General features: G+C 65.4%; 22 protein-coding genes. 12 read left to right on the forward strand and 10 right to left on the reverse strand.

Annotation, left to right across the window (positions count from 1 at the left end; genetic code table 11):
* Positions 1 to 22: 22 nt before the first annotated feature.
* Positions 23 to 466 (reverse strand): universal stress protein, encoded by a 444-nt coding sequence (locus tag NDO75_RS20670; protein WP_310908509.1) that lies wholly within the window; start codon positions 464 to 466, stop codon positions 23 to 25.
* Between the two features lie 108 nt (positions 467 to 574).
* A complete protein-coding gene (locus NDO75_RS20675) occupies positions 575 to 1,594 on the reverse strand; it encodes a mechanosensitive ion channel family protein (protein ID WP_310908510.1) in 1,020 nt (339 codons plus the stop codon).
* 139 nt (positions 1,595 to 1,733) lie between these two features.
* On the opposite strand from NDO75_RS20675, the gene NDO75_RS20680 reads away from it, so the two are divergent.
* The 8 genes from NDO75_RS20680 (at position 1,734) to NDO75_RS20715 (ending at position 10,557) form a co-directional block, all read left to right on the forward strand.
* The gene (locus NDO75_RS20680) at positions 1,734 to 2,801 is read left to right on the forward strand and encodes a TrmB family transcriptional regulator (protein WP_310908511.1); all 1,068 of its coding nucleotides are present in this window, start codon (positions 1,734 to 1,736) and stop codon (positions 2,799 to 2,801) included.
* A gap of 282 nt (positions 2,802 to 3,083) precedes the next feature.
* Entirely contained in the window at positions 3,084 to 4,550 is a 1,467-nt protein-coding gene (locus NDO75_RS20685) for an extracellular solute-binding protein (protein WP_310908512.1), read from the forward strand.
* Between the two features lie 127 nt (positions 4,551 to 4,677).
* Positions 4,678 to 5,637 carry a sugar ABC transporter permease gene (locus NDO75_RS20690; protein WP_310908823.1) on the forward strand — a complete coding sequence of 320 codons (960 nt, stop codon included), beginning with the start codon at positions 4,678 to 4,680 and terminating at the stop codon, positions 5,635 to 5,637.
* A complete protein-coding gene (locus tag NDO75_RS20695) occupies positions 5,637 to 6,719 on the forward strand; it encodes a carbohydrate ABC transporter permease (RefSeq protein ID WP_310908513.1) in 1,083 nt (360 codons plus the stop codon). Before NDO75_RS20690 ends, NDO75_RS20695 begins: the two co-directional genes overlap by 1 nt.
* Before the next feature lie 4 nt (positions 6,720 to 6,723).
* A complete protein-coding gene (locus tag NDO75_RS20700) occupies positions 6,724 to 7,908 on the forward strand; it encodes an ABC transporter ATP-binding protein (RefSeq protein WP_310908514.1) in 1,185 nt (394 codons plus the stop codon).
* A gap of 178 nt (positions 7,909 to 8,086) precedes the next feature.
* Positions 8,087 to 9,154, forward strand: a complete 1,068-nt coding sequence (locus NDO75_RS20705; RefSeq protein WP_310908515.1) for a Gfo/Idh/MocA family oxidoreductase — start codon at positions 8,087 to 8,089, stop codon at positions 9,152 to 9,154.
* Between the two features lie 76 nt (positions 9,155 to 9,230).
* Entirely contained in the window at positions 9,231 to 9,476 is a 246-nt protein-coding gene (locus NDO75_RS20710; protein WP_310908516.1) for a hypothetical protein, read from the forward strand.
* Positions 9,477 to 9,588: 112 nt separating this feature from the next.
* Entirely contained in the window at positions 9,589 to 10,557 is a 969-nt protein-coding gene (locus tag NDO75_RS20715; RefSeq protein ID WP_310908517.1) for a sugar phosphate isomerase/epimerase, read from the forward strand.
* 9 nt (positions 10,558 to 10,566) lie between these two features.
* On the opposite strand, the gene NDO75_RS20720 is transcribed toward NDO75_RS20715, so the two are convergent.
* Entirely contained in the window at positions 10,567 to 10,878 is a 312-nt protein-coding gene (locus NDO75_RS20720) for a HalOD1 output domain-containing protein (RefSeq protein ID WP_310908518.1), read from the reverse strand.
* 198 nt (positions 10,879 to 11,076) lie between these two features.
* Positions 11,077 to 12,486, reverse strand: a complete 1,410-nt coding sequence (locus tag NDO75_RS20725; protein WP_310908519.1) for a deoxyribodipyrimidine photo-lyase — start codon at positions 12,484 to 12,486, stop codon at positions 11,077 to 11,079.
* A 298-nt stretch (positions 12,487 to 12,784) separates the two neighbouring features.
* Here NDO75_RS20725 and NDO75_RS20730 point away from each other — a divergent pair, with 298 nt between their 5' ends.
* Positions 12,785 to 13,942, forward strand: a complete 1,158-nt coding sequence (locus NDO75_RS20730; protein ID WP_310908520.1) for a tubulin/FtsZ family protein — start codon at positions 12,785 to 12,787, stop codon at positions 13,940 to 13,942.
* 67 nt (positions 13,943 to 14,009) lie between these two features.
* Here NDO75_RS20730 and NDO75_RS20735 read toward each other — a convergent pair whose 3' ends face one another.
* On the reverse strand, positions 14,010 to 14,450 hold the full coding sequence (locus NDO75_RS20735; RefSeq protein WP_310908521.1) for a hypothetical protein: 441 nt from the start codon (positions 14,448 to 14,450) through the stop codon (positions 14,010 to 14,012).
* A 287-nt stretch (positions 14,451 to 14,737) separates the two neighbouring features.
* On the opposite strand from NDO75_RS20735, the gene NDO75_RS20740 reads away from it, so the two are divergent.
* Positions 14,738 to 14,926, forward strand: a complete 189-nt coding sequence (locus NDO75_RS20740; protein WP_310908522.1) for a hypothetical protein — start codon at positions 14,738 to 14,740, stop codon at positions 14,924 to 14,926.
* Positions 14,927 to 15,010: 84 nt separating this feature from the next.
* Here NDO75_RS20740 and NDO75_RS20745 read toward each other — a convergent pair whose 3' ends face one another.
* From NDO75_RS20745 to NDO75_RS20755, 3 genes are all read right to left on the reverse strand, one after another.
* Positions 15,011 to 15,712, reverse strand: a complete 702-nt coding sequence (locus NDO75_RS20745; protein ID WP_310908523.1) for a 6-hydroxymethylpterin diphosphokinase MptE-like protein — start codon at positions 15,710 to 15,712, stop codon at positions 15,011 to 15,013.
* A gap of 292 nt (positions 15,713 to 16,004) precedes the next feature.
* Positions 16,005 to 17,198: a dihydropteroate synthase gene (gene folP, locus NDO75_RS20750; protein ID WP_310908524.1), complete on the reverse strand. Its 1,194-nt coding sequence runs from the start codon at positions 17,196 to 17,198 to the stop codon at positions 16,005 to 16,007.
* Between the two features lie 92 nt (positions 17,199 to 17,290).
* Positions 17,291 to 18,517, reverse strand: a complete 1,227-nt coding sequence (locus NDO75_RS20755; RefSeq protein WP_310908525.1) for an orc1/cdc6 family replication initiation protein — start codon at positions 18,515 to 18,517, stop codon at positions 17,291 to 17,293.
* A gap of 873 nt (positions 18,518 to 19,390) precedes the next feature.
* Between NDO75_RS20755 and NDO75_RS20760 the strand changes: the two genes are divergently transcribed.
* Both NDO75_RS20760 and NDO75_RS20765 read left to right on the forward strand, forming a co-directional pair.
* The gene (locus NDO75_RS20760; RefSeq protein WP_310908526.1) at positions 19,391 to 20,173 is read left to right on the forward strand and encodes an RNA methyltransferase; all 783 of its coding nucleotides are present in this window, start codon (positions 19,391 to 19,393) and stop codon (positions 20,171 to 20,173) included.
* A 156-nt stretch (positions 20,174 to 20,329) separates the two neighbouring features.
* On the forward strand, positions 20,330 to 21,367 hold the full coding sequence (locus NDO75_RS20765; protein ID WP_310908527.1) for a hypothetical protein: 1,038 nt from the start codon (positions 20,330 to 20,332) through the stop codon (positions 21,365 to 21,367).
* A 48-nt stretch (positions 21,368 to 21,415) separates the two neighbouring features.
* Here NDO75_RS20765 and NDO75_RS20770 read toward each other — a convergent pair whose 3' ends face one another.
* Both NDO75_RS20770 and gatE read right to left on the reverse strand, forming a co-directional pair.
* Positions 21,416 to 22,078, reverse strand: a complete 663-nt coding sequence (locus NDO75_RS20770) for an HTH domain-containing protein (RefSeq protein WP_310908528.1) — start codon at positions 22,076 to 22,078, stop codon at positions 21,416 to 21,418.
* Positions 22,079 to 22,233: 155 nt separating this feature from the next.
* Complete coding sequence (gene gatE, locus NDO75_RS20775) at positions 22,234 to 24,102, reverse strand: Glu-tRNA(Gln) amidotransferase subunit GatE (protein ID WP_310908529.1); 1,869 nt, start codon at positions 24,100 to 24,102, stop codon at positions 22,234 to 22,236.
* Positions 24,103 to 24,156: the final 54 nt, after the last annotated feature.

The raw sequence follows: 24,156 nt of genomic DNA on the forward strand, positions 1-24,156 counted from the left end.
CTGTTCTGGAAGCTCGATTCAGTTACTGGACCCCGCCCGCGTTCCGGACGACGAAGACGGGGATCGAAGCGTTGTCGACCACGCGCTCCGAGACGCTGCCCAGCGACGTCACCTTCTCGCGCGGACTCTTGCCCCGTGTTCCGATGACGATCAGATCGATCCCGTGTTCGTCGGCGTACTCGAGGATCGTCTTGGCCGGCGTCCCCGTCTGTACCTCGCCGACGGTCTCGAGGCCTTCGGCTGCCGCCTGTCCCTCGACGTCGGCGACCGCCTGCTGGCCCTCCTCCTCGAGGGATCGCTCGAGGTCGGTGCTGGTCTCCTCGCCGGCGGCGGCGGTGACGCGACTGTCGACCACGTACAGCGCGTGAACCGTCGCGTCGTTGTCCGCGGCGATCGGCAGACCGTGGGCGAGCGTCTCGGAGATCGTGTCGCTTCCGTCGGTGGGAATGAGAATGTCGTCGTACATCTCTCGGGTGAGTGTCGAATTGGACCGGGGCCGGTATAAATTACCCTGCCGATACCGGGCGACGGGAACGGAACGACGGCGGGGACACGGGCGGACGAGGGCGAGCGGTTACTGATCGGCCGGATCCGCGGGGCTCTCGCCCGGTTCGCTCGACTGGCTGGGGCCGGCAGTCTCCGCAGCCGACCGCTCGAAGCCGGAGTCGTCGACGGCCAGTCGAGCGACGCCGCTGGTCTCGTCGAAGACGTGGTGGCGGTGCGGGTAGGCGAACTCCACGTCGAGATCCGCGAATCGCTCGCCGATCGCCCGTTGGACCGCCGAGCGGACGACGACCTGTTTGTAGGGGTGTTTCATCCAGAAGTACAGGTCGAGCGCGATGCCGTGGTCGGCGTACTCCCTGATCATGCAACTCGGTGCCGCGGCGTACCGAGCGCTGCCGATCCGGATGTCCGGCCCGCCGGAGATGACGTCGTCGACGCCGCGGGCAGCCCGTTCCGCGGCCCGGCAGGCCGCCTCGAGGTCGCTTTCGTAGGTGATTTCGAAGCCAACCGAGATCCGCGTTCGCTCGTCTTCCGCGGAGTAATTGATCACGTCGCGCGAGTGGATCTCGGAGTTCGGGATGACGATAAACGAGTTCTGGAGCGTGAAGATCTTGGTGTAGCGAATCGTGATGTCCTCGACGAAGCCGCGGTGGCCGGCGTCGGTGACCTCGATCATGTCGCCGATCTCGTAGGGCCGGTCGGCGAGCACGTAGAGCCCGTTGATCAGGCTCCCGACCAGCGGTGCGAGCACGATGGCGATCACGGCCGAGATGACGGTCACCGACAGGAGGATCTGTGTACTGCCGACTCCGATGATACCGGCAGCGACGGTTCCGGCCCAGATGAGGACGGTGAGTCTGATTCCCCGTAGGACTGTTCGCGTGACGCTCGGCCGCTCGATCCGACGGGCGACCGTACGACCGGCGAGTCGGACGGCGAGTTTCGACAGATACCAGCCGATAGCGAGGACGACGAGTGCGAGAGCAACCTCGACAACGTCCAGCGGAATGTCTCCGGGCAGCGTCTCCTGAATCCGCTCGGCCGTCGCGCTCTGTGTGGCGCTCTCGTTGGCCTGCAAGACCCCGCGCATGCCAACACTCTCTGGCCCGCTGTGGTTAAGCGTTCTGACCCTCTGTTCGTGCGACCAATTCACAAACAACCTGATTTCGAAAACGCGTGCTACTCAGTGTATAATAAATCATTTAGTCGCTGGAATCGTAGGGTTGGATATGGCACCAGACGAACTGCGCTCGACGGTCGAGCGCGTCGGGGAGCGGTTCAATCTCGGCGAATACGAGATCGACGCCTATCTCACCGTGTTAGAGCAGGGCCAGCTCACAGCGAGCGAGATCGCGGACCGCACAGAAATTCCCCAGCCGCGGGTGTACGATACCGTGCGTAGCCTCAGCGACCGCAATCTGGTCGAACTGCGCGAGTCGCGTCCGATGAAGGTCGTCGCGATCGATCCCGCGGAAGCCTTCGACGACGTCCAGACCTCGTTCGAGCAGATGATTCAGGAACTCGAGGCGCGATACACCGCGCCGGCCCGCGATACGGAGGCCGTCTCGCTGGTCAAATCGCGGTCGACCATCCTGCGTTACCTGGAGGAGGTCATCGACGATGCGGAGTTCGAACTCGCGCTCTCGCTGACGCCGGACCTGTTGACCCGGTTCGAGGACGAACTGCGCGCGGCCGTCGAGGCCGGCGTGAGCGTCGACCTGATCGTAACGCCCGCGAGCGAAGCTCCCGATCCGGCCGAGTTCGCGTACGGCGAAATCGCGTCGACCGCTCGCGCTCGCCGCGGGATCACGACGCCGGTCGTCGCCGTTGCCGACGGCAACTACTCCGTGTACGCGACCCAGGACGCCCTGCGCGACGACCAGGACCGGTACGGCGTCATCTTCAACCGGTCGGCGCTGGGCTTCCTCATTTCGGGCTTCTTCGGGACCGTCCTCTGGACGACCGCCGACCGCACCCTCGGCGAGGACGACACGGCGCGGTCCTACCCCCGGAAGTACGCGTCCATCCGCCGCTGCGTGAAAGACCTCCTCGACGAGGGTGGCGAGTTCTACGCGACTATCGAAGGCCGTGACGTGGAGGTCGGCGGCCAGCGGATCGTCCGCGGGCGCATCCTCGACATTTCCTTCGAGGTCAGCGAGGAGGTGGCCAGCCTCACGATCGAGACCCTGGAGGGGGAAGAACTCACCGTCGGCGGCCGCGTCGCAGCCCTGGAGGACGTCGAGGCCCACGAGATCCACATCGGGCGGAACGAGCCGCCGGCGCTCGAGGAGAACTGAACGGGTCGGTCGCTCGAGGTGGTCGGGGGATCGGTCCGCCAGGTGGTATCCCAGACTATCTCTCTCCGGCGGGTTATCGGTCATCTGCCGGCAGTTGCCGACCGCCGTCTCCAATCGACTATTGTCGGGTGACGCCGCCGTAAACCGTCGTCCGCGTCGCCGAGGTCTAATTTCGGGACCGTCGACAGGCGAGTCGTAACAGATACGGTGATTCGACAGTCACGGTTTATTACATTATTTATTACTAACAACTAAGTCCCAGACCGTGGACCCATCACTGTCATGGGACGCGATACCGCGGGTCCACGCGACCGACCGCGCCTCGAGCGGCGGTCGTTCCTGAAAGCCGCGTCAGTATCGACTGCGGCCGGAGCCGTCGGCGTCACCGGTTGCCTCGGTCGAGGCCGGTCTCCGGGAACGGTGGTGATGACCGCCGCCTCGGACGTCGCGGGGATCATGCACAGCGACGGCGACGAGCCCTCGATTCAGCAGGCGCTCTGGGACGCCGGTCTCGACGAAGACATCCGCGTCGAGGTCCAGACCGTCGTCAGCAGCTCCGCCCAGCGGATGCAGACCACGCAGTCGGCGCTCGAGGCGGGACGCGCCCCGCCCGATATCCACATGATGGACAGCGGCTGGACGGTCCCCTTCATCTTGCGGAAGCAAACGGTCAACCTTACCGAACGCTTCCCGGACGACACCCTCCAGTACGTCAACGACAACTACCTCGAGGCGATCCTCGAAACGGCGCGCCACCCCCAGACCGGCGACCTGCACGCGCTCCCCCTGTTCCCGGACCTGGGATTCACCCTCTACCGCCGGGACCTGATCGAGGACGCCGGCTACGATACCAGCGGCTGGGGGTCGAACCCGCCGCGCTGGGAGCAGTTCGCGAACGCGGTCCGCGACGCGCGGGAGCAGGCCGGCCTCGACTACGGGCTCACGACGCAGGCGGCCGCGTACGAGGGACTCTCCTGCTGTACGTTCAACGAGGTGATGACGACCTGGGGCGGGGCGTACTACGGCGGCGTGGATAACCTGTTCACCGCCGGCGACCGCCCGATCACGGTCGACAGCGACCGTGTCGTCAACGCGATTCGAATGATGCGCGCGTTCATCGAAGGCGAAGAGGAAAACACCCTGGACGGCTACCCCCAGATCTGTCCGTCCGCGATCGTCCAGTGGACCGAACAGCAGTCGCTCGCCCCGTTCGCCGACGGCGAGGCGGTCTCGAATCGCAACTGGTCGTACGCCATCGCGGAAACGGGCACCGAGGAAGGCTTCGGCGAAGATCTCGGCGTGATGACGCGGCCGTACGCGGTCTCCCAGCAGGAAGCCCAGTATCAAGACGTCGGCGGCACCGCCGCCGCGCTCGGCGGCTGGAACCTGGCCGTGAGCCCGTTCTCGAACCGTGAGGAGGAGGCGCTGCAGGTCCTCGAGGCGTTCGCGAACAGGGAAGTCATGCTCACCGTCTTCCGACTCGGCGGCTTTCTCCCGCCGAACCTCGACCTGGTCGCGGAGGCCGATCCGGGCGACGTCGGTCCCGTCGCCCGCTACGCCGGCGTTGTGCAGTCGGCCAGCGAGAACGCGATCCCGCGGCCGGCGACCGACCTCTGGCCGGAGCAGTCGGCGCTGATCTATCAGGCCGTGAACGGGGCGTATCGCGGCGTGCAAACGCCCGAAGCGGCGATGAACGACCTCGAGAACGAGCTCGAGCAGAGCGAAGCGGAGGTGCGAAATGGCAACTGATACCGACGACGAGGCGGCGACCGGCAGCGAACCGGCGGTCGGTGACAGCGCGCTGACCGACGGCGGGACGGTAACTGGCGGCGAGACCGGACGCGGCCGAGAGCACGAACGGACCGGCAACGCCGTCATGAACTGGATGGAGAACTTGAGCGAAGCAGCGTACGCGTACCTGCTGTTGCTGCCGGCCTTTGCCTTGTTGACGCTGATCGCGTTCTATCCGATGATCCGGACGTTCATCATGTCGCTGCAAGCCAACCAGACGCGGGGACTGGCTCCGCTGGGTGGGTTCGTCGGCATCGAGAACTACATCGACATCCTCACGGGGGACGCGCGGTTGGCCCGCCAGTTCCTCGACGTGGGGCTGACGTCGTCGTTCCCGTTCGTCGAACTCGGCACCCCGTTCTTCCAGCAGGCGCTGTTCGTCACGCTCGCGTTCGCGGTCATCAGCGTCACCGTCGAGACGGTGATCGGCTTCGGTCAGGCCTACGTCCTCGACCAGGAGTTCACGGGGCGCCGCTGGGTCCGCGTCGCGATCATCCTTCCGTGGGCGGTGCCGATCGTCATCCAGGGGATGATCTTCTTCCTGCTGTTCCAGCCGACGGTCGGCTTCGGCTCGGACCTGATGCAGAGCCTCGGAATCTTCAGCGGGACGCCGCTGGCTAACAGTCAGGATGCCTTCATCATCATCCTCGTGGCCGACATCTGGAAGTCGTCGGCGTTCATGGCCCTGCTCATCCTCGCGGGGCTCCAGAGCGTCGATCGGAGCCTGTACGACGTGGCGCGCGTCGCCGGGGCGTCGCCCTGGCAGCGGTTCAAAATGATCACGCTTCCGCTCGTGATGCCGGCGCTGCTGGTCGCGATGCTGTTCCGGACGATGGACGCGATGCGCGTCTTCGGCCTGATCGAGTCGACCGCCGGCTGCACGACGGTTCCCTCGCTGACGTGTCTCGTCGTCGAGGCGATGTTCGGCGGCACGCGCATCTACGCGACGGCCGCAGCGGTCGCCTTCGCGACGGCGCTCGTGATCGGTCTGATCATCGCGCTGTATCTCGTTCTCTTCCGCGATACCGAAGGAGGTGTCACCTGATGACTGACGGTAACGACCCCACGAAGACCGACGACGACTCGATAGAGAACGAATCGACAACTGACGACGTACCGACGATCGAACACGCAGGCCCGCGCGGCGAATCGACCGCCGCTCGGCCGACCGCTACACGACCGGACGGCGGCGCAGTCCTCACCGACGACCGCGAGGCCGAACTCGACCGGAGCCCGCTCCAGCAGTGGGTTTCGGACTCGATCTCCAACCCGGGTCGGGTCTACCGTGCGATGTTCTACGTGGCCGCGATTTTCTTCCTCTTCACCACGCTGTTCCCGTTCTACTGGCTGCTCATGGTCGCGCTGACGCCACAGGGCCAGCTCGAGAACATCGTCTTCACGCCCAACGGCTTCAATCCGGGCGCGTTCGTCGAAGTCTTCCAGGTCATTCCCTTCCACATCTACATGTTCAACAGCTTCGTGATCGCGCTGGCCTCGACGATCGTCGTGCTGGTCATCGCCAGCCTCGCCGGCTACGCCTTCGGCCGCCTCGAGTTCCCCGGCCGAACGCCGCTCATGCTGCTGGTGCTGGTGATTTCGTTCTTCCCGCCAGCCGCGTTCTTCATCCCGCTGAACGACCTGTTCAACACCTCGTTTTTCTTCCTCGAACCGATCACCGGCGACGGCACGCTCTACAACACCCCCTTCGCGCTGGTGACGCCGCTGTCGGCGATCTTCATGCCGCTCGCCATCTTCATCCTCACGACGTTCTACGCCCAGATCCCCGACGGGCTCGAGGACGCCGCTCGCGTCGAGGGGACGACCCGGCTGGGCGCGCTGTTTCGGGTCATCATCCCGCTTTCGGCACCCGGCGTCGCGACCGCGGGCGTGCTGACCTTCATCGCGGTCTACAACGAGTTCTTCTTCTCGTTCCTGATGACGGACGGCCAGCCCGAGAACTGGGCCCCGATCCTCGACGGCATCCTCGCCTATCAGGGACAGTACCAGGTGCTGTACAACCTCATGGCCGCGGCGAGCATCCTCGGGGTCATCCCCGTGGCGATCCTCGTGGTCATCGCACAGGAAAAGATCGTCAGCGGACTGACTGCAGGCGCACTCAAAGAGTAACACAATGGCACGAGTACGACTCGAGAACATCACGAAACGCTACGACGACGTCACCGCGGTCGACGACGTGAGCATGGAGATCGAAGACGGCGAGTTCGTCACCTTCGTCGGTCCCTCGGGCTGTGGGAAGTCCACGACGATGGAGACGGTCGCCGGACTGACCCAGCCCACGGAGGGACACGTCTACATCGGCGAGGACGACGTGACGAACCTCGCGCCCAAGGACCGGGGCGTCTCGATGGTCTTCCAGAACATCGCACTGTTCCCCCACATGGACGTCTACGAGAACATCTCCTTCGGGCTGCGCCTCCGGAAGTACGACGACGAGGAGATCCGCCGCCGCGTAGAGGAGGCCGCCAGCGTCGTCCAACTCGAGGGGATGTTAGACCGGATGCCCGACGAACTCTCGGGCGGCCAGCAACAGCGGGTCGCGATCGCCCGGGCGATCGTGCGCAACCCGGACGTGTTCCTGATGGACGAGCCGCTGGCGAACCTGGACGCGAAGCTTCGCGTCCACATGCGGACCGAACTCCAGCGACTCCACCGGGAACTGGACACGACGATCATCTACGTCACCCACGATCAGGCCGAGGCGATGACGATGTCGAACCGGATCGCCGTCCTGAACGACGGCCGGCTCCAGCAGCTCGCGCCGCCGCTGACCTGTTACAACGAGCCCGCCAACCTGTTCGTCGCCGGCTTCATCGGTTCGCCGTCGATGAACTTCGCCGAGGGCGAACTCGTGGAGGGCGGCCTCGAGACGGACAACTTCACCGTCGACCTCGATCCTGCGCGGATCCCGAAGGTGGGGGTCGGCGACGCGGTGACCCTGGGAATCAGACCGGAAGACGTCCACCTCGCGGCGTCGGCCGACACCCTCGCCGCGTCGACGGATCGGATCGACGCACGCACCGACGTTCTCGAGCCGATGGGCGACGAGGTGTTCGTCTACCTGCTGCTCTCCGAAGCCGCGGGCGGGTCGATGGAGGAAGACCCCGCCACCTCGTCCGACCAGTTGCTGATGAGCGTCACGCCCGATACGGAGATCGCGGCGAACCAGGACGTGGAGGTCGTCCTCGATCGGTCGAAGATTCACCTCTTCGAGACGGCCACCGGCGAGGCGCTGGTCCACGGCCTGACCGACCTCTCGGGCCCGGAGCCTGGGACGACGCCGACGGAAGCGGAGTGAGCCGCGTCGGCGTCGCTCGAGCGTCCCGCAGCGATTCCAGTAATCAGCCAGTACCGACACCTCCCCGGCAGGGTTTGGCGACGAACCGAAGTTGCTGGAGCCGAACATTCAATATAGCGGCTATGGGTGTATTGGGCTGAAACGAGACGAACACGCGCGGTTCCAGAATTACAGGGAGATGACAGTTGATCGATCCGACATCGAAACCGGCATCGTTGGCCTGGGCAACATCGGCCAGTACCACGCCGAGCGGCTCGTCGACCTCGGCGTGACGCTCGCTGGCGGGATGGACGTGGCCGCAGAGGCGCGAACGCGCTTCGCCAGGCGGTACGACGTCGACGTCTACGACGACCACCGCGAGTTGTACGACACCGTCGACGCCGTGATCATCACGACGCCTAACAAGTACCACGAGGAGTACGCGGTCGACGCCTTCGAGCGCGATCTCGACGTCCTGCTCGAGAAGCCGCTGGGTCACTCGATCGAGAGCGCCGTGCGAATCGCGGAGGCGGCGGCGGCATCGGACGGCTACGCCATGGTGGGGTTCAACAATCGGTTCGCCAACACCGTCCGGATCGTGAAAAATCGGATCGATCAGGGGAACCTCGGCGACGTCTCTCACATCGAGGCGAACTACGTTCGTCGGCGCGGCATTCCGGGCCGAGGGTCGTGGTTTACCCGCCAGTACATCGCCGGCGGCGGCGCGCTCATCGACCTCGGCGTCCACGCTATCGATCTCGCGCTGTATCTACTGGGCTACCCCGAGGTGACGGAAGTCAACGGCGTGGCCCGCAGCGAGTTCGGCTCCCGCGAGGAGTACGCCTACCTCGATATGTGGGCCGAAGACGCAGGACCGGAAGGGTTCGATGTCGACGACTCCGCCAGCGCCTTCATCCGCTGTGCGGGGAACCGGACGATCTCGCTCGAGGTCGCGTGGGCGACCAACCGCCCGGCGACTCACGAGTTCGTCGCCCGGGGGACGGACGCGGCCGCCCGATTCGATCTCCTCGAGGGCGATCTCTCCATCTACTCGGCGAGCAAGGTCGGCCCCGATCACCTCGAGGACACGACCATCGAAACGCGCCAAAACGACACCCACACGGACGAACAGCGGGCGTTTTTCGACCGCATTCTCGGAACGCGAGACGGCGGAAGCACCGTCGAAGAGGCGCTCGCGGTCCAGCGCGTCATCGACGCCATCTACCGCTCGAGCGAGGAGGGTGGGACGATCGAGATCGAGGAGTGAACGCGCCCGGCGTCGACCTGATCGACGGGCAGTGTCGTGCACGACGTTTACGGCAGGTGGTCGCTTACGCCCGCACATGGAGACGCCATCCGAACTCGAAGACGTCGCCGGCAGCCGGGACGACATCTCGATCAGCAACCGGGAGTACCCCGACGAGAGCGTCATCGCCGTCGATTTCGGTCCGGTCAGCGGCGAGCCGTCGGTCGACGTCGTCGGAGAAACGGCGATCGTCACCGTCGACGAGCGGCAGTTCGAGTTCGACGTGCCGGCCGATGCGACCGACATCACCGTCAACAACGGCGTGCTGACGATCTCGAGCTGAGGATCGATCGAACTGTGGGACACGCCACCATCACCATCGCCGGCCACCCGCCATCAGTCCCGCCGCCCGTGCTGGCACCCGTTTTATTTTCCAGTCTGTGGTCGCTGCCCGCATGGAGATCGGCGTTCACACCCCACCGTTGGCCGACGAACCGCTCGAAAGCGCGCTCCCTTATCTCCACGACCTCGGCGTCGACGCGATCGAACCCGGCGTCGGCGGCCACCCGGGACAGGCCCACCTCACCCGATCGGAGTACGTAGACAACGAGGTCGAGCAGACCGAGCTCCGAGACCTGCTCGACGAGTACGATATGCGAATCAGCGCGCTCGCGACGCACAACAACCCACTCCATCCCGACGACGAGCGCGCCGCCGAGGCCGACACCGAACTCCGCGAGGCGATCCGGCTGGCCGGCCAGCTCGAGGTCGGCACAGTCACCTGTTTCTCGGGGCTTCCGGCGGGGAGTCCCAACGACGAGACGCCGAACTGGATCACCGCGCCCTGGCCGCCCCAGCACGCCGACGCCCTCGAGTATCAGTGGGAGCAGGCGATCGAGTACTGGGGTGAAATCGCCGACCACGCCGCCGAGCACGAGGTGGACGTGGCGATCGAGATGCATCCGAACATGTTGATCTACGAGCCCCACGGAATGGCGCGGCTGCGCGAGGAGACCGGCGCTCGGATCGGCGCGAACTTCGACCCCTCGCATCTCTACTGGCAGGGGATCACGATCACCGATGCGATCCGATATCTGGGTGAACGCGACGCGATCCACCACGTCCACGCCAAGGACACCCGAATCTACGACGCGCAGGCCCGCGAGAAGGGCGTACTGGACACGACACCGTACAGCGACGAGCCGAATCGCTCGTGGCTCTTTCGGTCCGTGGGGTACGGCCACGGCGAAGCACACTGGAAGGACATCGTCTCGACGCTCCGGATGGTCGACTACGACGGCGCGCTGAGCATCGAACACGAGGACTCGCTGACCAGCTCTCGAGAGGGTCTCGAGAAGGCGATCGATCTGCTCGAGCGGGCGATCTTCGAGACAGAACCCGGGGAGGCGTACTGGGCCGAGTGACCCCTGTGGCTACTCGATGGGGTCGGGACCATCGATCGAGTCGTCGCGGGACCGTTCGCGGACGATCACGTCGCTTCCCGGGCGGACGACGACCTCGTACCCCTCGTACTCGAGCCGAACCACCGCGGTGCTGCTCGTGCCGGCGGCGGTCTGAAACAGTTCGTCGAGCGCTTCCGGGTTGACGACCGTGAACAACGGATCGTACGCCGGGGGCTCGACCTCGGTGACGTCGACGCCCTCGTGTGCGGCGATCGCCTCGATGATGGCTTGGGTAGGCGGTGCCTCGCCATCGGGCGACGACAGTTTGTCCGGGGAGGACATACTAGCGTGTTGGAGAGTCCGGCAGATAAGGGTGATGGCAGCTGTAGAATCCTGATGAACGAGCGTAATACGCGCTGTATCAATTGATTACCGGGGGTTCAGAATTGGAAAGCCGACCGCCTTCACCGCCGATCCACGGGATCCGCCTGGTACCGCCCGCCCCGTCGATTCCGCTCCCGCGTTCGAACCGCACGCAACTCACTCCGACGACTCGCCGCGCGCTCGTTCGAAGGTCTCGATCGCCCGCTCCCGGGCCACGGCGTGATCGACGATCGGCGCCGGATACGCGGGTGCGATCCGCTCTCGGTCAGCCGGCTCGAGGTCGTGCCAGCCGTGGATCTCGTCGGCCGACGCGTCGGCGAGTTCGGGGACGTACTCGCGGATGTACTCGGCGTCGGGATCGTACTCGCGGCCCTGTTTCATCGGGTTGAACACCCGGAAGTACGGCTGTGCGTCGGTGCCCGTCGAGCCAGCCCACTGCCAGCCGCCGACGTCGTTCGCCGTGTCGTGATCCGCGAGCATCCGCCGGAACCAGGCGTACCCCTCGCGCCAGTCGAGCAGCAGGTCTTTCGTGAGGAAGGAGGCGACGAGCATCCGCATGCGGTTGTGCATCCACCCCTCCGTGCGGAGCTGGCGCATCCCCGCGTCGACGATCGGATACCCCGTCTCGCCGGCCTTCCAGGCTGCGAGGGCGTCCGGCTCGTCGCGCCACTCGATCGGATTGGCGTAGCCGCTGAAATCCTCGGTGACGGTTTCCGGATTGAACGCGAGGACGTGCGCGTAGAACTCCCGCCAGGCGAGTTGGCGCTGGAAGGCCTCGACGCTCTCGCGATCCCCGTCACTTTCGGCGCGCTCGGCCGCCCGTTCGGTCGCCGCGTACAGTTCTCGTGGCCCGATCGTCCCCCACTTGAGATGCGGCGAGAGCCGCGAGGTGCCGCCGGCTGCCGGATAGTCGCGCTCCTCGGCGTAGCGGTAGATCGGTCCGCCACAGAAGTCGGCGACCCGCTCTCGAGCGGCCGCCGTCGTCACCGTCGGGGGCGTCGCTTCGGGCTCGTCGAACCCGAGATCGGCGAGCGACGGGAGCGGTTCGCCCGTCACGTCCGCGAGATCGTCACCGGCGGGTTCGTCGGCCGGCTCCCGCTTCTCGCGGTCGAGCCACTTCTTCCAGAAGTAGGAGAACACCGAGTAGTGGTCGCCCTGATTCGGCGTGATCGACCCCGGTTCGTGGTGGATCGCGTCGTGGACCGACTCGGCCGCGACGGCGTCGTCCTCGAGCGCCGCGCGGACGGCCCGGTCGCGGTCCCGCGCGAGGCCGCTGTAATCGTCGTTCCAGACGACTCGTTCGGCGTCGTACGCCGCGGCGATTTCGGGAACCGCCCCGCTCGACTCTCCCTCCGCGATCACGAGGTCGCTCCCTCGCTCGCGGTATCGGGCTCGCAGGTCCTCGAGCGCGTCGAGCAGACACGCAACTCTGACCGGCGAGGCGTGCTCGAGGACGGTCGGATCGAGGACGAACAGGGGCACGACGGGGTCGTCGCCCGCCGCTGCGCGGGCGAGACCGCGATTATCGCTCGTTCGGAGATCCCGGCGGTGCCAGTGAACGATCACGGTCGAACTGGGGGCTCGACGACCGAAAACGTGCGGATATCGGCGACCCTCGTCGGTCGGGCGAGACAGTTGAGGCGGCGTGACTCCGGACGAGACGCCCGAACCCTTTCATAGCGTAAAAGTCACGATTAGAAGAAGGTAGTGAGGGAGTGAATATCATCGATTCGCGTATATGACGAGCATAACAATGTTTTCGTCTCGAGACGGATCGGGCGTGGAACCCGTTCCTGGCCCGGTCGATCCGTCCGGTCTCCGCTGATCGGTCGCGGTCGCCGGGGGACGGCCACGACAGACAGCAATGAAACTCGCACTCATCGGCTTCGGTCAGGCAGGCGGGAAGGTAGTCGACGAGTTCCTGGCGTTCGACGATCGGATCGACGGCGGCTTCGTCGAGGCGGCGATCGCGGTCAACTCGGCGACGACGGATCTCAAGGGACTCGAGCACGTATCGAAGGAGAACCGCGTTCTCATCGGTCAGGCCCGCGTGAAGGGCCACGGCGTCGGCGCGGACAACGAACTCGGGGCGGAGATCGCCGAGGAGGACGTCGACGAGATCCAGCACGCGATCGACCGCGTGCCGGTCCACGAGATCGACGCGTTCCTCATCGTCGCCGGAATGGGCGGCGGTACCGGCAGCGGCGGCGCGCCCGTCCTCGCGAAGCACCTGAAGCGAATCTACACTCAGCCCGTGTACGGCCTGGGCATCCTCCCGGGAACGGACGAGGGTGGGATCTACACGCTCAACGCGGCGCGCTCGTTCCAGACGTTCGTCGACGAGGTCGACAACCTGCTCGTCTTCGATAACGACGTCTGGCGCAGTGCCGGCGAATCCGTCGAAATGGGCTACGGCCGAATCAATCAGGAGATCGTCGAGCGGTTCGGCCTCCTCTTCGCCGCCGGCGAGGTCCAGCAGGGCGACCACGTCGCCGAGAGCGTCGTCGACTCCTCGGAGATCATCAACACCCTCTCGAACGGCATCTCGACGATCGGCTACGCCCGCGAGACGGTCGAGACGAACGACGGGCTGCTGTCCTCGCTGACCGGCGGCGACGACTTCGACGAGGGCGCGGCTACCAACCGAATGACCAGCCTCGTCCGCAAAGCCACCCTGGGCCGGCTCACGCTTCCCTGTGACGTCGGCAGCGCCGATCGCGGACTCGTCGTCGCTACCGGTCCGCCCCAACACCTCAGCCGCAAGGGCGTCGAGCACGGTCGCCAGTGGCTCGAGGACGAGACCGGCAGCATGGAGATCCGCGGCGGTGATTTCCCGATCCCGGACCGCGACGAGGTCGGCATGGTCGTGCTGCTCTCGGGTGTGACGGACGTGCCGCGGATCGACCAGCTCCAGCAGGTCGCCATCGAGGCCCAGGAGACGACCGCGGAGGTTCAGGCCAGCGCCGAGGAGGAGTTCGCCTCGCTGATGGACACCGGCGACGAACTGGACGCGCTCTTCTGACGGCCACGTTCCGGCGTCGCTGTTCCGACGGCTTCCTCGGACGCGAGTGAGGTATCGGGAACCGATCTCAGTGTTGTACGTCAGACGGGCCCACGAGGCGCTCGATCGCCGATCGGAAGCCAGGGCTCTCGCGGTACCACAGCCAACAGCCGCCAGCGGCGGTCAGCAGCGACCCTGCAATAAGACCGCCCGTCGCGGTCAGGTACGCGGTCGCACCGTCGCCGGAGACCGCGAAGACGTTCCCCGGATTGCCGTGGATGAAGAAGAAGTACGTGACGAACCAGGCGTTCGTGAGCATCGTCGAGACCAGCACCGGCGGACCGTAGGCGTAGTTCCGCGCCCAGATCAGTCCGATCGCGACCAGCGGGCCGAGCAGGCCGACGACGGCGAGAAACGCCGGCTGACCCTGGGTCAGCGGCGCGTTTGCCGTCGACTGAGCGAGGCCAAACAGGCCACAGAGCGCCAGATAGACGAGAAACGGCGTCGTGACGATGATCCGTTGATCCACGTCCTATCGTGGTAATCTGCTCGTCTTAACTGTTGTTCCCAGTTCGAGACGTGATTCGCGCGCCGACAGAGGAAGCCTGTCGCTCGAGGCGGGGGCTGTAGCGTCGCTCGAAGGCGTGATCGACGAGTCGGTTCGGTACGAACCGGCCGGCCAAGAGTTATGCACGGAAAAACACCAGACGAAGCGAGGGTCATAGGAACCGATTACCACGGCACGAACACGTCGGATATCGTGGTAGTTTGTGTAACGAGACAATAACGAACCGTGATATCAGCGTTCGAACGCCCATGAGGGGTCAGGAACGAACGGACGGTACCGCGCGGTCGACCATGCAACGAGCGCTCGCGGCGGTCTTGCGACGGGGCGACGACCGAACCGTCATCGAGGAGTGTCGGCGGTGCGGAACGACCCTCGAGTCGGCGTCGCTGTGTCCCGCCTGCGGCGGCAGCGACATCGTCGAGTACCGAATCCGCTGAGACGAGCGAGGCGCGAGCGGTGCGAGCGCCTCGGAAACGCGAACGGCGAAGCCGTGAGCGGTAGCGTCGCCGCTCGAGCGTGCGTTACGTACTCGGGAGCGCGTCGGTCTCGATCGCGTCCCGCCGATCGTCGAGTACGGCGAAGCGCTCGCCGCGACGCGACTCGAGCCAGAAGAGGAGCCGCTCGGCCCACTCGAGTTTGCGGGCTTTCGCCGGCCCGACCGAGGGATCGTCGAAGTCCCAGCCGACGAACGCGAGACGGGCCGCGCCGAGGTGGTCCGCGAGGAACGCCGCCCGATCGCCGTCGGTGAAGCCGCCGAAGTTACGGACTCGTTCCGTCGGTTCGGCTTGCGTCGTGGGGAGGACGTACCGCTGGTCACAGTTCGGTACGATCTCGTGGATCGCCTCGAGGTTGTCGCCGTGGGCGTGAACAGCGACCGGAACGCCCGCCGCGGTGAGTCGCTCGACGGTCTCGGGGTTCTTATCCAGGTCCGTCACCATGCAATCGGCTTCGATGTCGTGACTCGCGAGCGTGTCGACCGCAGTCGATGCGGCGATGACGACGTCGGCGTCGCGGGCTCGCTCGAGTTCGGGTGCGGTCTCGAGCGACGGCCCGGCACCCGCCACGGCGACGGTCGCACCGTGAACGGCCGACAGATCGGCGGGATCGAACGACGACTCGAGGAGCGACTCGAGGCGGTCGCGTCCCTGCTTGTCGCCGGTGCGGTCGTAGCCGAAATCACGCAGAATCGCTTCGTAGACCGGCTCCCACTCGTCGAACTCCATGCTGTTCGTACTCGGCGCTGTGTCCGTTTGTGCCTTCGGTCTCGACGTCACGATCGGCCCCGTCAAACTCGATTTCAGTGGAGCGATCGATCTCACATAGAACGGCCGGGACGTCAGAAGAGCGCACAGCGCCGGGTCGTCAGGACAGCGCACAGCACCGAGTCGTCACTGGGCGACGTAGTGTCACAATAATTCCGTGTTGTGGGCCGGGGGTCGCCTCCAAAGTACCCCTACCCGGGAGGCCGCCCGGCGTCCAGTCTCCCTTTTCTAAGCATCCGGCATAAGCTTTCTCTTAACGCAGCACCCCTGACAGCTTTTCGCCGAACGCGCTGAGATCGTCGTTTTCGGCCGAGAGACGATCTGCAATATCGGAAACGGTCGTCGTCGACCCCATCAGCAGGAGTCGAGCGTCGGACACGGGCTGGACGACCGCACCGTGCTCGGCCGCGAGCGACGTCAGCCGCTCGCTCGCGTCGCCGTCGAGCCCCTCGATTTCGAGCAGTTGGGCCTGCCAGTCGTCGGCGAACGCGGGATCGATGCCGCGCTCTCGAAGCTGAATGCGGAACTCCCGGCTCGAGGTGACGTCGAGCTGTGAGATCGTCACGCCGTCCGCAGCGGCGCTCGAACGTTCGGTGAAGGCCGATCCGATCAGGGCCGCGTCGCGCGTTTCGGCCACGTCGTGGGTCCTGATGACGTGCGCGCCGCGTTCGACGGCCATCGAGGTCGCCGCCAGGCTGACCGGCAGCCGCTTTTCGGTCTCGCGGCTCGCGATCTCGCCGAGGAAGTTCTTCCGGTTGATCGAGACCAACATCGGCCGGCCGAGGGCGCGAAACTCACGAAGCCGGCGGAACGTCTCGCGGTCGTCCTCGAGCGTCTGGGCCTCGCTCCAGCCCCCGAACGCGGGGTCGACGATCGTCTTGTCGGTCAGCCCGTTCTGCTTCAGGGCTTCGTAGACCTGATCGACGTAGTCCGCGTTCGCGGCCCATTCCGGCGACTTCCGGCTCGCCCAGTCGGTTTCCTCGACGGCACCCGGCCGCTCGCGGTCGGGTGGGCTCGCCATCTTCGCGACCGCGGCATCGTGGTCCTCGCAGACGGTCGGCATCGCGGGGTCGGCGAAGCCGCAGATGTCGTTGACCATGTCGAACCCCTTCGAGAGCGCCTCGTCTGCAACGGCGGCGTAGCGCGTCTCGATGGAGAAAATCGCGTCGCCGGAGACGCTCTCGATCGTCTCGAGGGCGATGTGCAGTCGCTCGAGTTCCTCCTCGGCCGAGAGCACGTCGAAGCGCTTGTTGGCCGACTCGAGGCCGACGTCGACGATGTCCGCACCCTCGCCGATCAGTTCCTCGTCGACGTAGCCGGCCGCCTCACCGGGGTCGTCGTAGACGCTCGGATCGTACGGAGATTCCTCGCTGACGTTGAGCACACCCATGATCCGGGGCGGGTGGTCGTCCCCGATCCCCAGGCCAGCGGCGTCGACGCTGTTCATACGCCGTCTGAGGAAGCGAGACAAAAAGGCATCGCGGTTCCGGCGAACCCGGACGGTCCGGGTCGACGACCCGTTCCGGACGAGCGATCACGCTACTCGTCCTCGAGCACCGCCAGCCGCGAGTCTCGCAGGAGGACCTTCTTGACGATCGAGGGGTTCTCGAGCAACCGGTGCTTCGCGTGCGCGCCGCGGCCGCGTCCCCGCCCTTCGCGCTCGGACTGGATCACGTTGAGGAAGTTCTGTTCCTGAAGGATCTCCTGGACGCGCCGCTCGGAGAGTACGTCGAAATCGAGCTGTCGGGCGACTTCCTTGTACTGGTTGTAGATGATCTTCGTCGGGAACTCCTTCTCCGAACTGTTCTCGGTCAACAGCGTCAGCGAGTAGAGGATGGCCTTGGCCTGCTGGGGCGACCCCTCGATCAGTTCGTTGAACCGGTCGGCTTCGGTCTTCTCCTTGGCGTCGCGGACGTGGGCCGCGGTGACGCGCGTGTCGTTTCGCTTCTTCGCGATCCGCCCGGCGTTCCGGAGGATGTCGATCGCCTTGCGCGCGTCGCCGTGTTCCTGCGCGGCGAGTGCGGCCGTCAGCGGAATCACGTCGTCGGAGAGCACCCCGTCGTGGAAGGCGTCGCGACGCTTCTCTAAGATTTCGACGAGCTGGTTCGCGTCGTAGGGCGAGAAGACGAGTTCGTCCCGCGAGAGGCTCGACTTGACGCGTTCGGAGAGGTGGTCGGGGAAATCGATCTTGTTCGAGATTCCGATGATGCCGATACTCGAGTCGGAAATACGGCGGTTCTCGCCTGCTCGCGAGAGTTTTCGGAGGACCTCGTCGTCCTCGAGCATGTCGATCTCGTCTAAGATGACGATGGTCACGTCGGTACAGTGGTCGACGGCCTGCCAGAGTCGCTTGTAGTAGTCGCCGGTGCCGAGACCGCGGTCGGGGACGGTGACGCCGCTCGCGTCGGGTTCGTTGACGATCTGGGCGATCGTTTTGACGATCGACGCCTCCGTGTTCTGCTCACCGCAGTCGATGAAGGCGTACTTGACCGTAATATCGTCGTGCTGGGCTTCGGTGATCACGCGCTGCGTGACCGACCGCGAGATGAGGGACTTACCGGTGCCGGTCTTCCCGAAGATGAACAGGTGGTTGGGCTCGCTCCCGAAGATTGCCGGGTTCAGGGCGTCCGCAACCCGTTGCATCTGCTCGTCACGTCCGACGATCCGATCCGGACCGGGCAGGTGCGTGATCTCGAGCAGGCGCTCGTCGGCGAAGACCGGATCGTCGTACCGAAAGAGCGGGTCTCGATCGTCGTTGGCGGACATTGCGGTACCCCGCCCTTTCCAACTGGATTGAAATAAAGCTGTGGAGATCGATCGCGGATGTAAAACCGCCGTCAGAGCGCCTCGAGTGCGGAATCACGGTAGCGTGACCGAAAGAAAGCCGTTCCGCCGCCCTCGCGCTTCTAACACCCCCGAACGACGGGAGCCGAGACGGACACCCCCATCGCGGATGTAAGAGTCTTACGTCTCGGGCTGAGGCGGGGGTCGCCACGGGCGATGTCATCCCTCTCACGCGCAGCGAGTGATCCAGTGGAGGAGCGACTCGTGGGTTCTCCGAGATCGGTGTTCGCCGAGTTCATACGGGAAGGCACCGAACGACGACCGAACGGCGGCGTTCTCGGTCCACAGGAGGACGCACACACCCCCCTCGCGTTTGTAACGGCGAATGGGTGGTGGGAGTCGCAGTCGATCGGTTGATTTCCGTTCACAGATACAACACAACCGCTATATTTTCATCCGCGACACTGGTGTGTTCCCGAACAGAATCTCCGTACGTAATCGGCCTTACAAACGCGAGGGGGGTGTGTCCCTCTCCCAGCCAGTTCGCGTTCACCGTTCGGGCCACAGGAATCCAATACCAACCACGTGAATTCGATTACACTCGGTCCCCTGCTCGTCGTTTCGTATATAGTTCTAGTATCAGTTCTAGCTAGTGCTAGCTAGTGAAGAGGAAACAGAACAACAGAAACGCAAGGGAACACGAATCCACGAACAGGCTCCTTTTTGCGTTCCCGTTCGGAACATCAGCTATGAACTCACGCGTCACGGTTTCCAGCGCATCCGTCGCTGTCGGATCCGGTATCGAACGTCCCGAAAGCGTTCCCCGTTCCCTCGAGCCACCCCGGCCCAGCACCGATGACCGACGATTCTGATATCACCGACGGCTCGTCCGTCGTCGACCCTGTCGACGGTCGAACGCCGCCGGCCGTCGCCGTCGTCGACGCCCAGTCACCGGGCAACGTCGGGACCATCGCTCGTGCGATGAAGAACTTCGGCTTCGAAGAGCTCCTGCTCGTCGATCCTCCGGAACTCGACCCCGAGGGCGAAGCGTACGGCTTCGCGGGACATGCTCGAGAAGACGTGCTCCCGAACGCCGACGAGATCGGTTTCGACCACCTCGTCGAGAACTACCACACGATCGGCTGCACGGCCGTGACGAACGAGGACGACCGCAGCCACACGCGCTTTCCCTACTCGACCCCCGCTGAACTGGCCGACAGGTTGCCGACCGTCGAGGCACCGACCGCGCTCGTCTTCGGCCGCGAGCGCGTCGGGCTGACGAACGAGGAACTCGCCCGGATCGACGAGATCTGCTCGATCCCGGCCAACGCCGACTACCCCGTCCTCAACCTCGGGCAGGCCGCGACCATCACCCTCTACGAACTCCGAAATCTCGCCCTCGGCGACGCGACGCAGTTGCCCGATCTCGAGCGCGTGCGCGCCCCCGAACCGACGATCGATCGGGTCTACGACCAGTGGGCCGACCTCCTCGCGGAGATCAACCACCCCGAGGAGAAACGCGAGAAGACGATGCGGATGCTCCGACGGGTGTTCGGCCGGGCCGATCTGACCGAACGCGAGGCGAACACGCTACTCGGCCTGCTTCGACGAGCGACCGAGCGTCCGGCCGAGAAGTGAGACCCGCCGGCATACGTCACTGACAGCGTTCGTGACGATCAGCGCCAAACGCGATAGTACCCCATCGACTGCCGTGTCGATCACACTGGTCGAATTGTCTGTCAGCTATCACGACGGCCACCACGGTAATATACTCGTAGTCACCAGCAACACGAGATGAGTGACCTACGCCGCCGAACAGCGCTGGGGATGCTGGGAACGGGAATGGCGTTCCTTGCGGGCTGTTCGAACACGTCCGACGGAACCGGACCAGACGATGATGGCGACTCGAGCGGATCAGACGGCTTGATCGACGGCGACCTCCCGTCGTACGCCTCGATGCTTCCGACGACCGAGCGCTCGTCGTACTTCTACGGCGCGATCGACGTCGAGACGATGAACACGCTGTTACAGGACGAGGGCGCCGAGTCGGGACAGGAGCCGACGGACCCGCTCGTGGGTAACCCGGTCGTCGTCGCGTTGCTCGCCGCCTTCGGTCTCCAGTTGCTCGGCTCCTCGGCCGGGTTCGAGGCCTACACCGGTAACAACGTCACGGCGGACGGCGAGGAACAGTTCGTCTACGCCGACGGGGTTTACGCGCTCGTCGGCTCGTACGACCGCGACGCGCTCACGGCCGATCTCGAGAATGAGGGCTACACCCTCGAGTCCGAGGGGGACGCCTATGCGGTCTACGCCGCCGGCGGCAGCGACCAGATCGTCGGCGTCACCGACAACGTGTTCGCCTACTCCTACCCGAACGGGAGCGATTCGACGTTCGATCCGACTGCCGCGGTCGAGCGGACGGTGGCGACGGCGGCCGGCGACCGGCGGCCGAAATACGAGGCCGATGACGGCTTCGAGCGCCTCCTTCGCGCCGGCGAGAACGGCGGTATTACCTGCTGTCTGTACACCACCGACGATCAGTTCGCGTCGGAAACCCTCTCGAACGATCAGGCGAGCGATAGCGAGGGACTCCAGTTCGCGTTCGATGCGTTCGAGGGCGCACGCGGCGTCCATCAACAGCTCGGTGTTTCGGGAAGCAACACCGCGACGGCAAACGCCGTCGTCACCTACAGCGGCGAGGACCTCGTCGATCAGTCCCGCCTCGAGTCCTCGCTCGGAGGGGACGCGGACGCCGATACGCTGGTGTTCGAGCGCGACGGCTCGACGATCAGCATCGACGCGGAGTACGGCGGGAGTTTCGCCACGGAGTAGCGCCTACATCGTCGGCGGACGGATCGGGGCTCCGATCGAGGGGGTTCGTTACCGTGGATCCGCTTGCGACGCTTCGAGTTCCTCGACCGTCGTTTCCGGGCGAGACCGGTACCGACCGGACCCGGTGACTGTCCCGAGCCAGTCGCAGTCGTCGCAGGCGAACAGCCCCTGCCCGTCGATCAGCGCGCCGCCGCAGTCGGGGCAGGTGTTCGGCGTCGACGACTCCTCGGCGTCGGCCTCGTCGGGTGCTCCGAGGGGAGTCGGCACCTCGCCGGTACGGAGCGTGGCGATCGCATCGTCGGTCGTGTACGTCTCGTCGGTCGCCTCGTTCGTGTGGGGGAAGACGCCGAGCAGTTCGTCCTCGGCGTATAGCTCGAGGCACAGCAGCGGTGTCACGAGCCGTTCGCGCGTCGTCCCGGTCACCTGCGACGTGGTCGAGCGCTCGCGGAACGGCGGGCGGACACTGACACCGCGCTCGTCGGCCCACGCCTCGAACCGTTCGTACTGCTCGATGACTTCCTGGTAGGGACTCTCCTCGGAGAGCGCGACTTCCTTGGGCCAGCTCCGTAGTAGCAGATCGTCGACCGCGCCCTCGTCCTCGCAGGCCTGCAGGGTTTCGATCTGCTCGTCGACAGGCTCGAGCAGGAGCGGTGCGCGCACGTGGCAGACCGCTGTAAGCGCCGCTGTGTCGGTGTCTATCGTCTCAGTCATTGATCACCTAATCAGCCAACGTTTGTGGTGATAAATGTTTTCGACGGCGCAGATATCTGGGACTATTCGGCCCGAGAGACTATCTAACACGGCAGACAAACCGATGTTCGGTGATTCGAGCCGCGACCGACGAACCGCGTTTCGACCCGAGATGCTCAGGCGCGTTTCTGGATCTCCTCGCGCAGGAGTTCGCTCACGAGGTCGCCGTCGGCCTTCCCTCGCAGCGCGCCCATACACTCGCCCATGAGTCCAGAGAAGGCCTGCATGCCCTCGTCTTCGACCTGCGCTTCGTTTCGCTCGACGACTTCGACGACGGCCTCGCGGACCGCCGCTTCGTCGGCTCCCCCGAGTCCGGCTTCCTCGGCGGCTTCCTCGGCGCTTCGATCCGGATCTTCGGCTAGCGCGGTCAGCAGATCCGGCACGCCCTCGTTGGGGAGGTCGCCGTCCTCGGCCATCGCGAAGACGTCCTCTATGTGCTCGCGGGCCAGGTTCTCGACCGGCACGTCGTCGCGCCGGAGTTCGGTCAGCGTCGACTCGAGGGTCGACGCCGCGAGCGTCGGATCGATCCCGTCGGCCACCACGTCCTCGAACAGCGGCATGTACTGGCCGTAGGCGACCTGCTCTGCCAGCCCCTCGCCGAGGTCGTACTCGTCCTGATAGCGTTCGACCTTCTCGGTCAGCAACTCGGGTTCGGGGACCTCGCTCGGATCCGGTTCGACGGGCGGCACGTCCGTCTCGGGGTACATCCGCGCCGCGCCGGGCAGCGGCCGAAGATATCGGGTCGTCCCGTCGTCGTTCGCGCCGCGCGTTTCTTCGGGCACGCCCTCGAGTGCGGTCCCCGCGCGCTCCGCGACGGCGTCGATGGCCGGTTCCGCGATTTCGGTGTCCGCAGCGACGATGGCGACTGCATCCTCGACTCCGGCTCCGACCGCGGTACGCAGGTCCGAAACTTCGTCCTCCGTGACCCCGTACGCCGGCAGTTCGTCGGTGTGGAAGATTCCGCCAGCACCGTGGCGCTTCGCGTGATCCGAGAACTCGGTCCCCAGCCGGCGGTCGGGTGCGATCTCCCGGCCGACGAGGCCGTCGAAACCGTACAGCGGAACGGCCATCACGGAGCCGCCCGAGTTCAAGGCCCCGCCAATGACCCCGCTGTCCGTATCTTCGAAGACGCCGGTCACGTCCTGCACGTCGCCGACCGAGGCCTCGCGCTCGGCGAGTTCGTCGCGAATCTCGACCAGCGCGACCTGTCGTGCCACCTCGTTGCGGACGATGTCGTCGATGTCGTCGAGGCTCTGAACGCCCTTGATCTCGACGCGAGCGCCCTCCGCGATGGAGACGTTGACGTCCTGGCGAATCGTCCCCAGGCCGCGCTTGACTTTGCCCGTCGAGCGTAGCAGCATGCCGATCCGCTCGGCCGCCTCGAGCGCCTGTTCTGGCGTCGAGATGTCGGGACTGGTGCCGATCTCGACCAGCGGGATCCCCAATCGATCGAGACTGTATCGGACCCCAGCGTCGGTCTCTTCGACGCGTTGGGCGCTCTCCTCCTCGAGCAGGAGGTCCTCGATCCCCACGGCACCGTCGCTCGTCTCGATCTCGCCGTCGGTGGCGATCAGCGTCGAGCGCTGGAAGCCCGTCGTGTTCGAGCCGTCGACGACGATCTTTCGCATGACGTGGGCCTGATCGACGGGGCTCATGTCCATCAGCTGGGCGACCTCGAGGGTCGTCTCGAGCGCTTCGCCGTCCAGTTCGTGGGGCGGCTCGTCGTCCTCCTCGACGAGACAGGTCGTGTCGTACGCGAGGTACTCGAACTCGCGCTCGACCATGCTCTCCTCGACGGCGGCGTCGTCGAGTTCGCCCAGTTCGCTCCGGGTGGGATGGAGGTACCGGGTGAACGAACGCATCGACGCCTCGGGCTCGCGAAGCTCGGTCGGACACTGGCAGAACAGCTTCGTCGCCGTGTCGAGTTGCTGGTGGATCTCCAGCCCGGCGACGAGTCCGAGGTCCTCGTAGTCGTACTCGGTCATTGGCGGCCACTCGGAGGCGGAGGGGTAAAAAACCGTCCAGTCCGACTCGCCCGA

Origin of the sequence: Natrinema sp. 1APR25-10V2 (assembly GCF_031626495.1) — an archaeon.
Classification (GTDB): domain Archaea; phylum Halobacteriota; class Halobacteria; order Halobacteriales; family Natrialbaceae; genus Natrinema.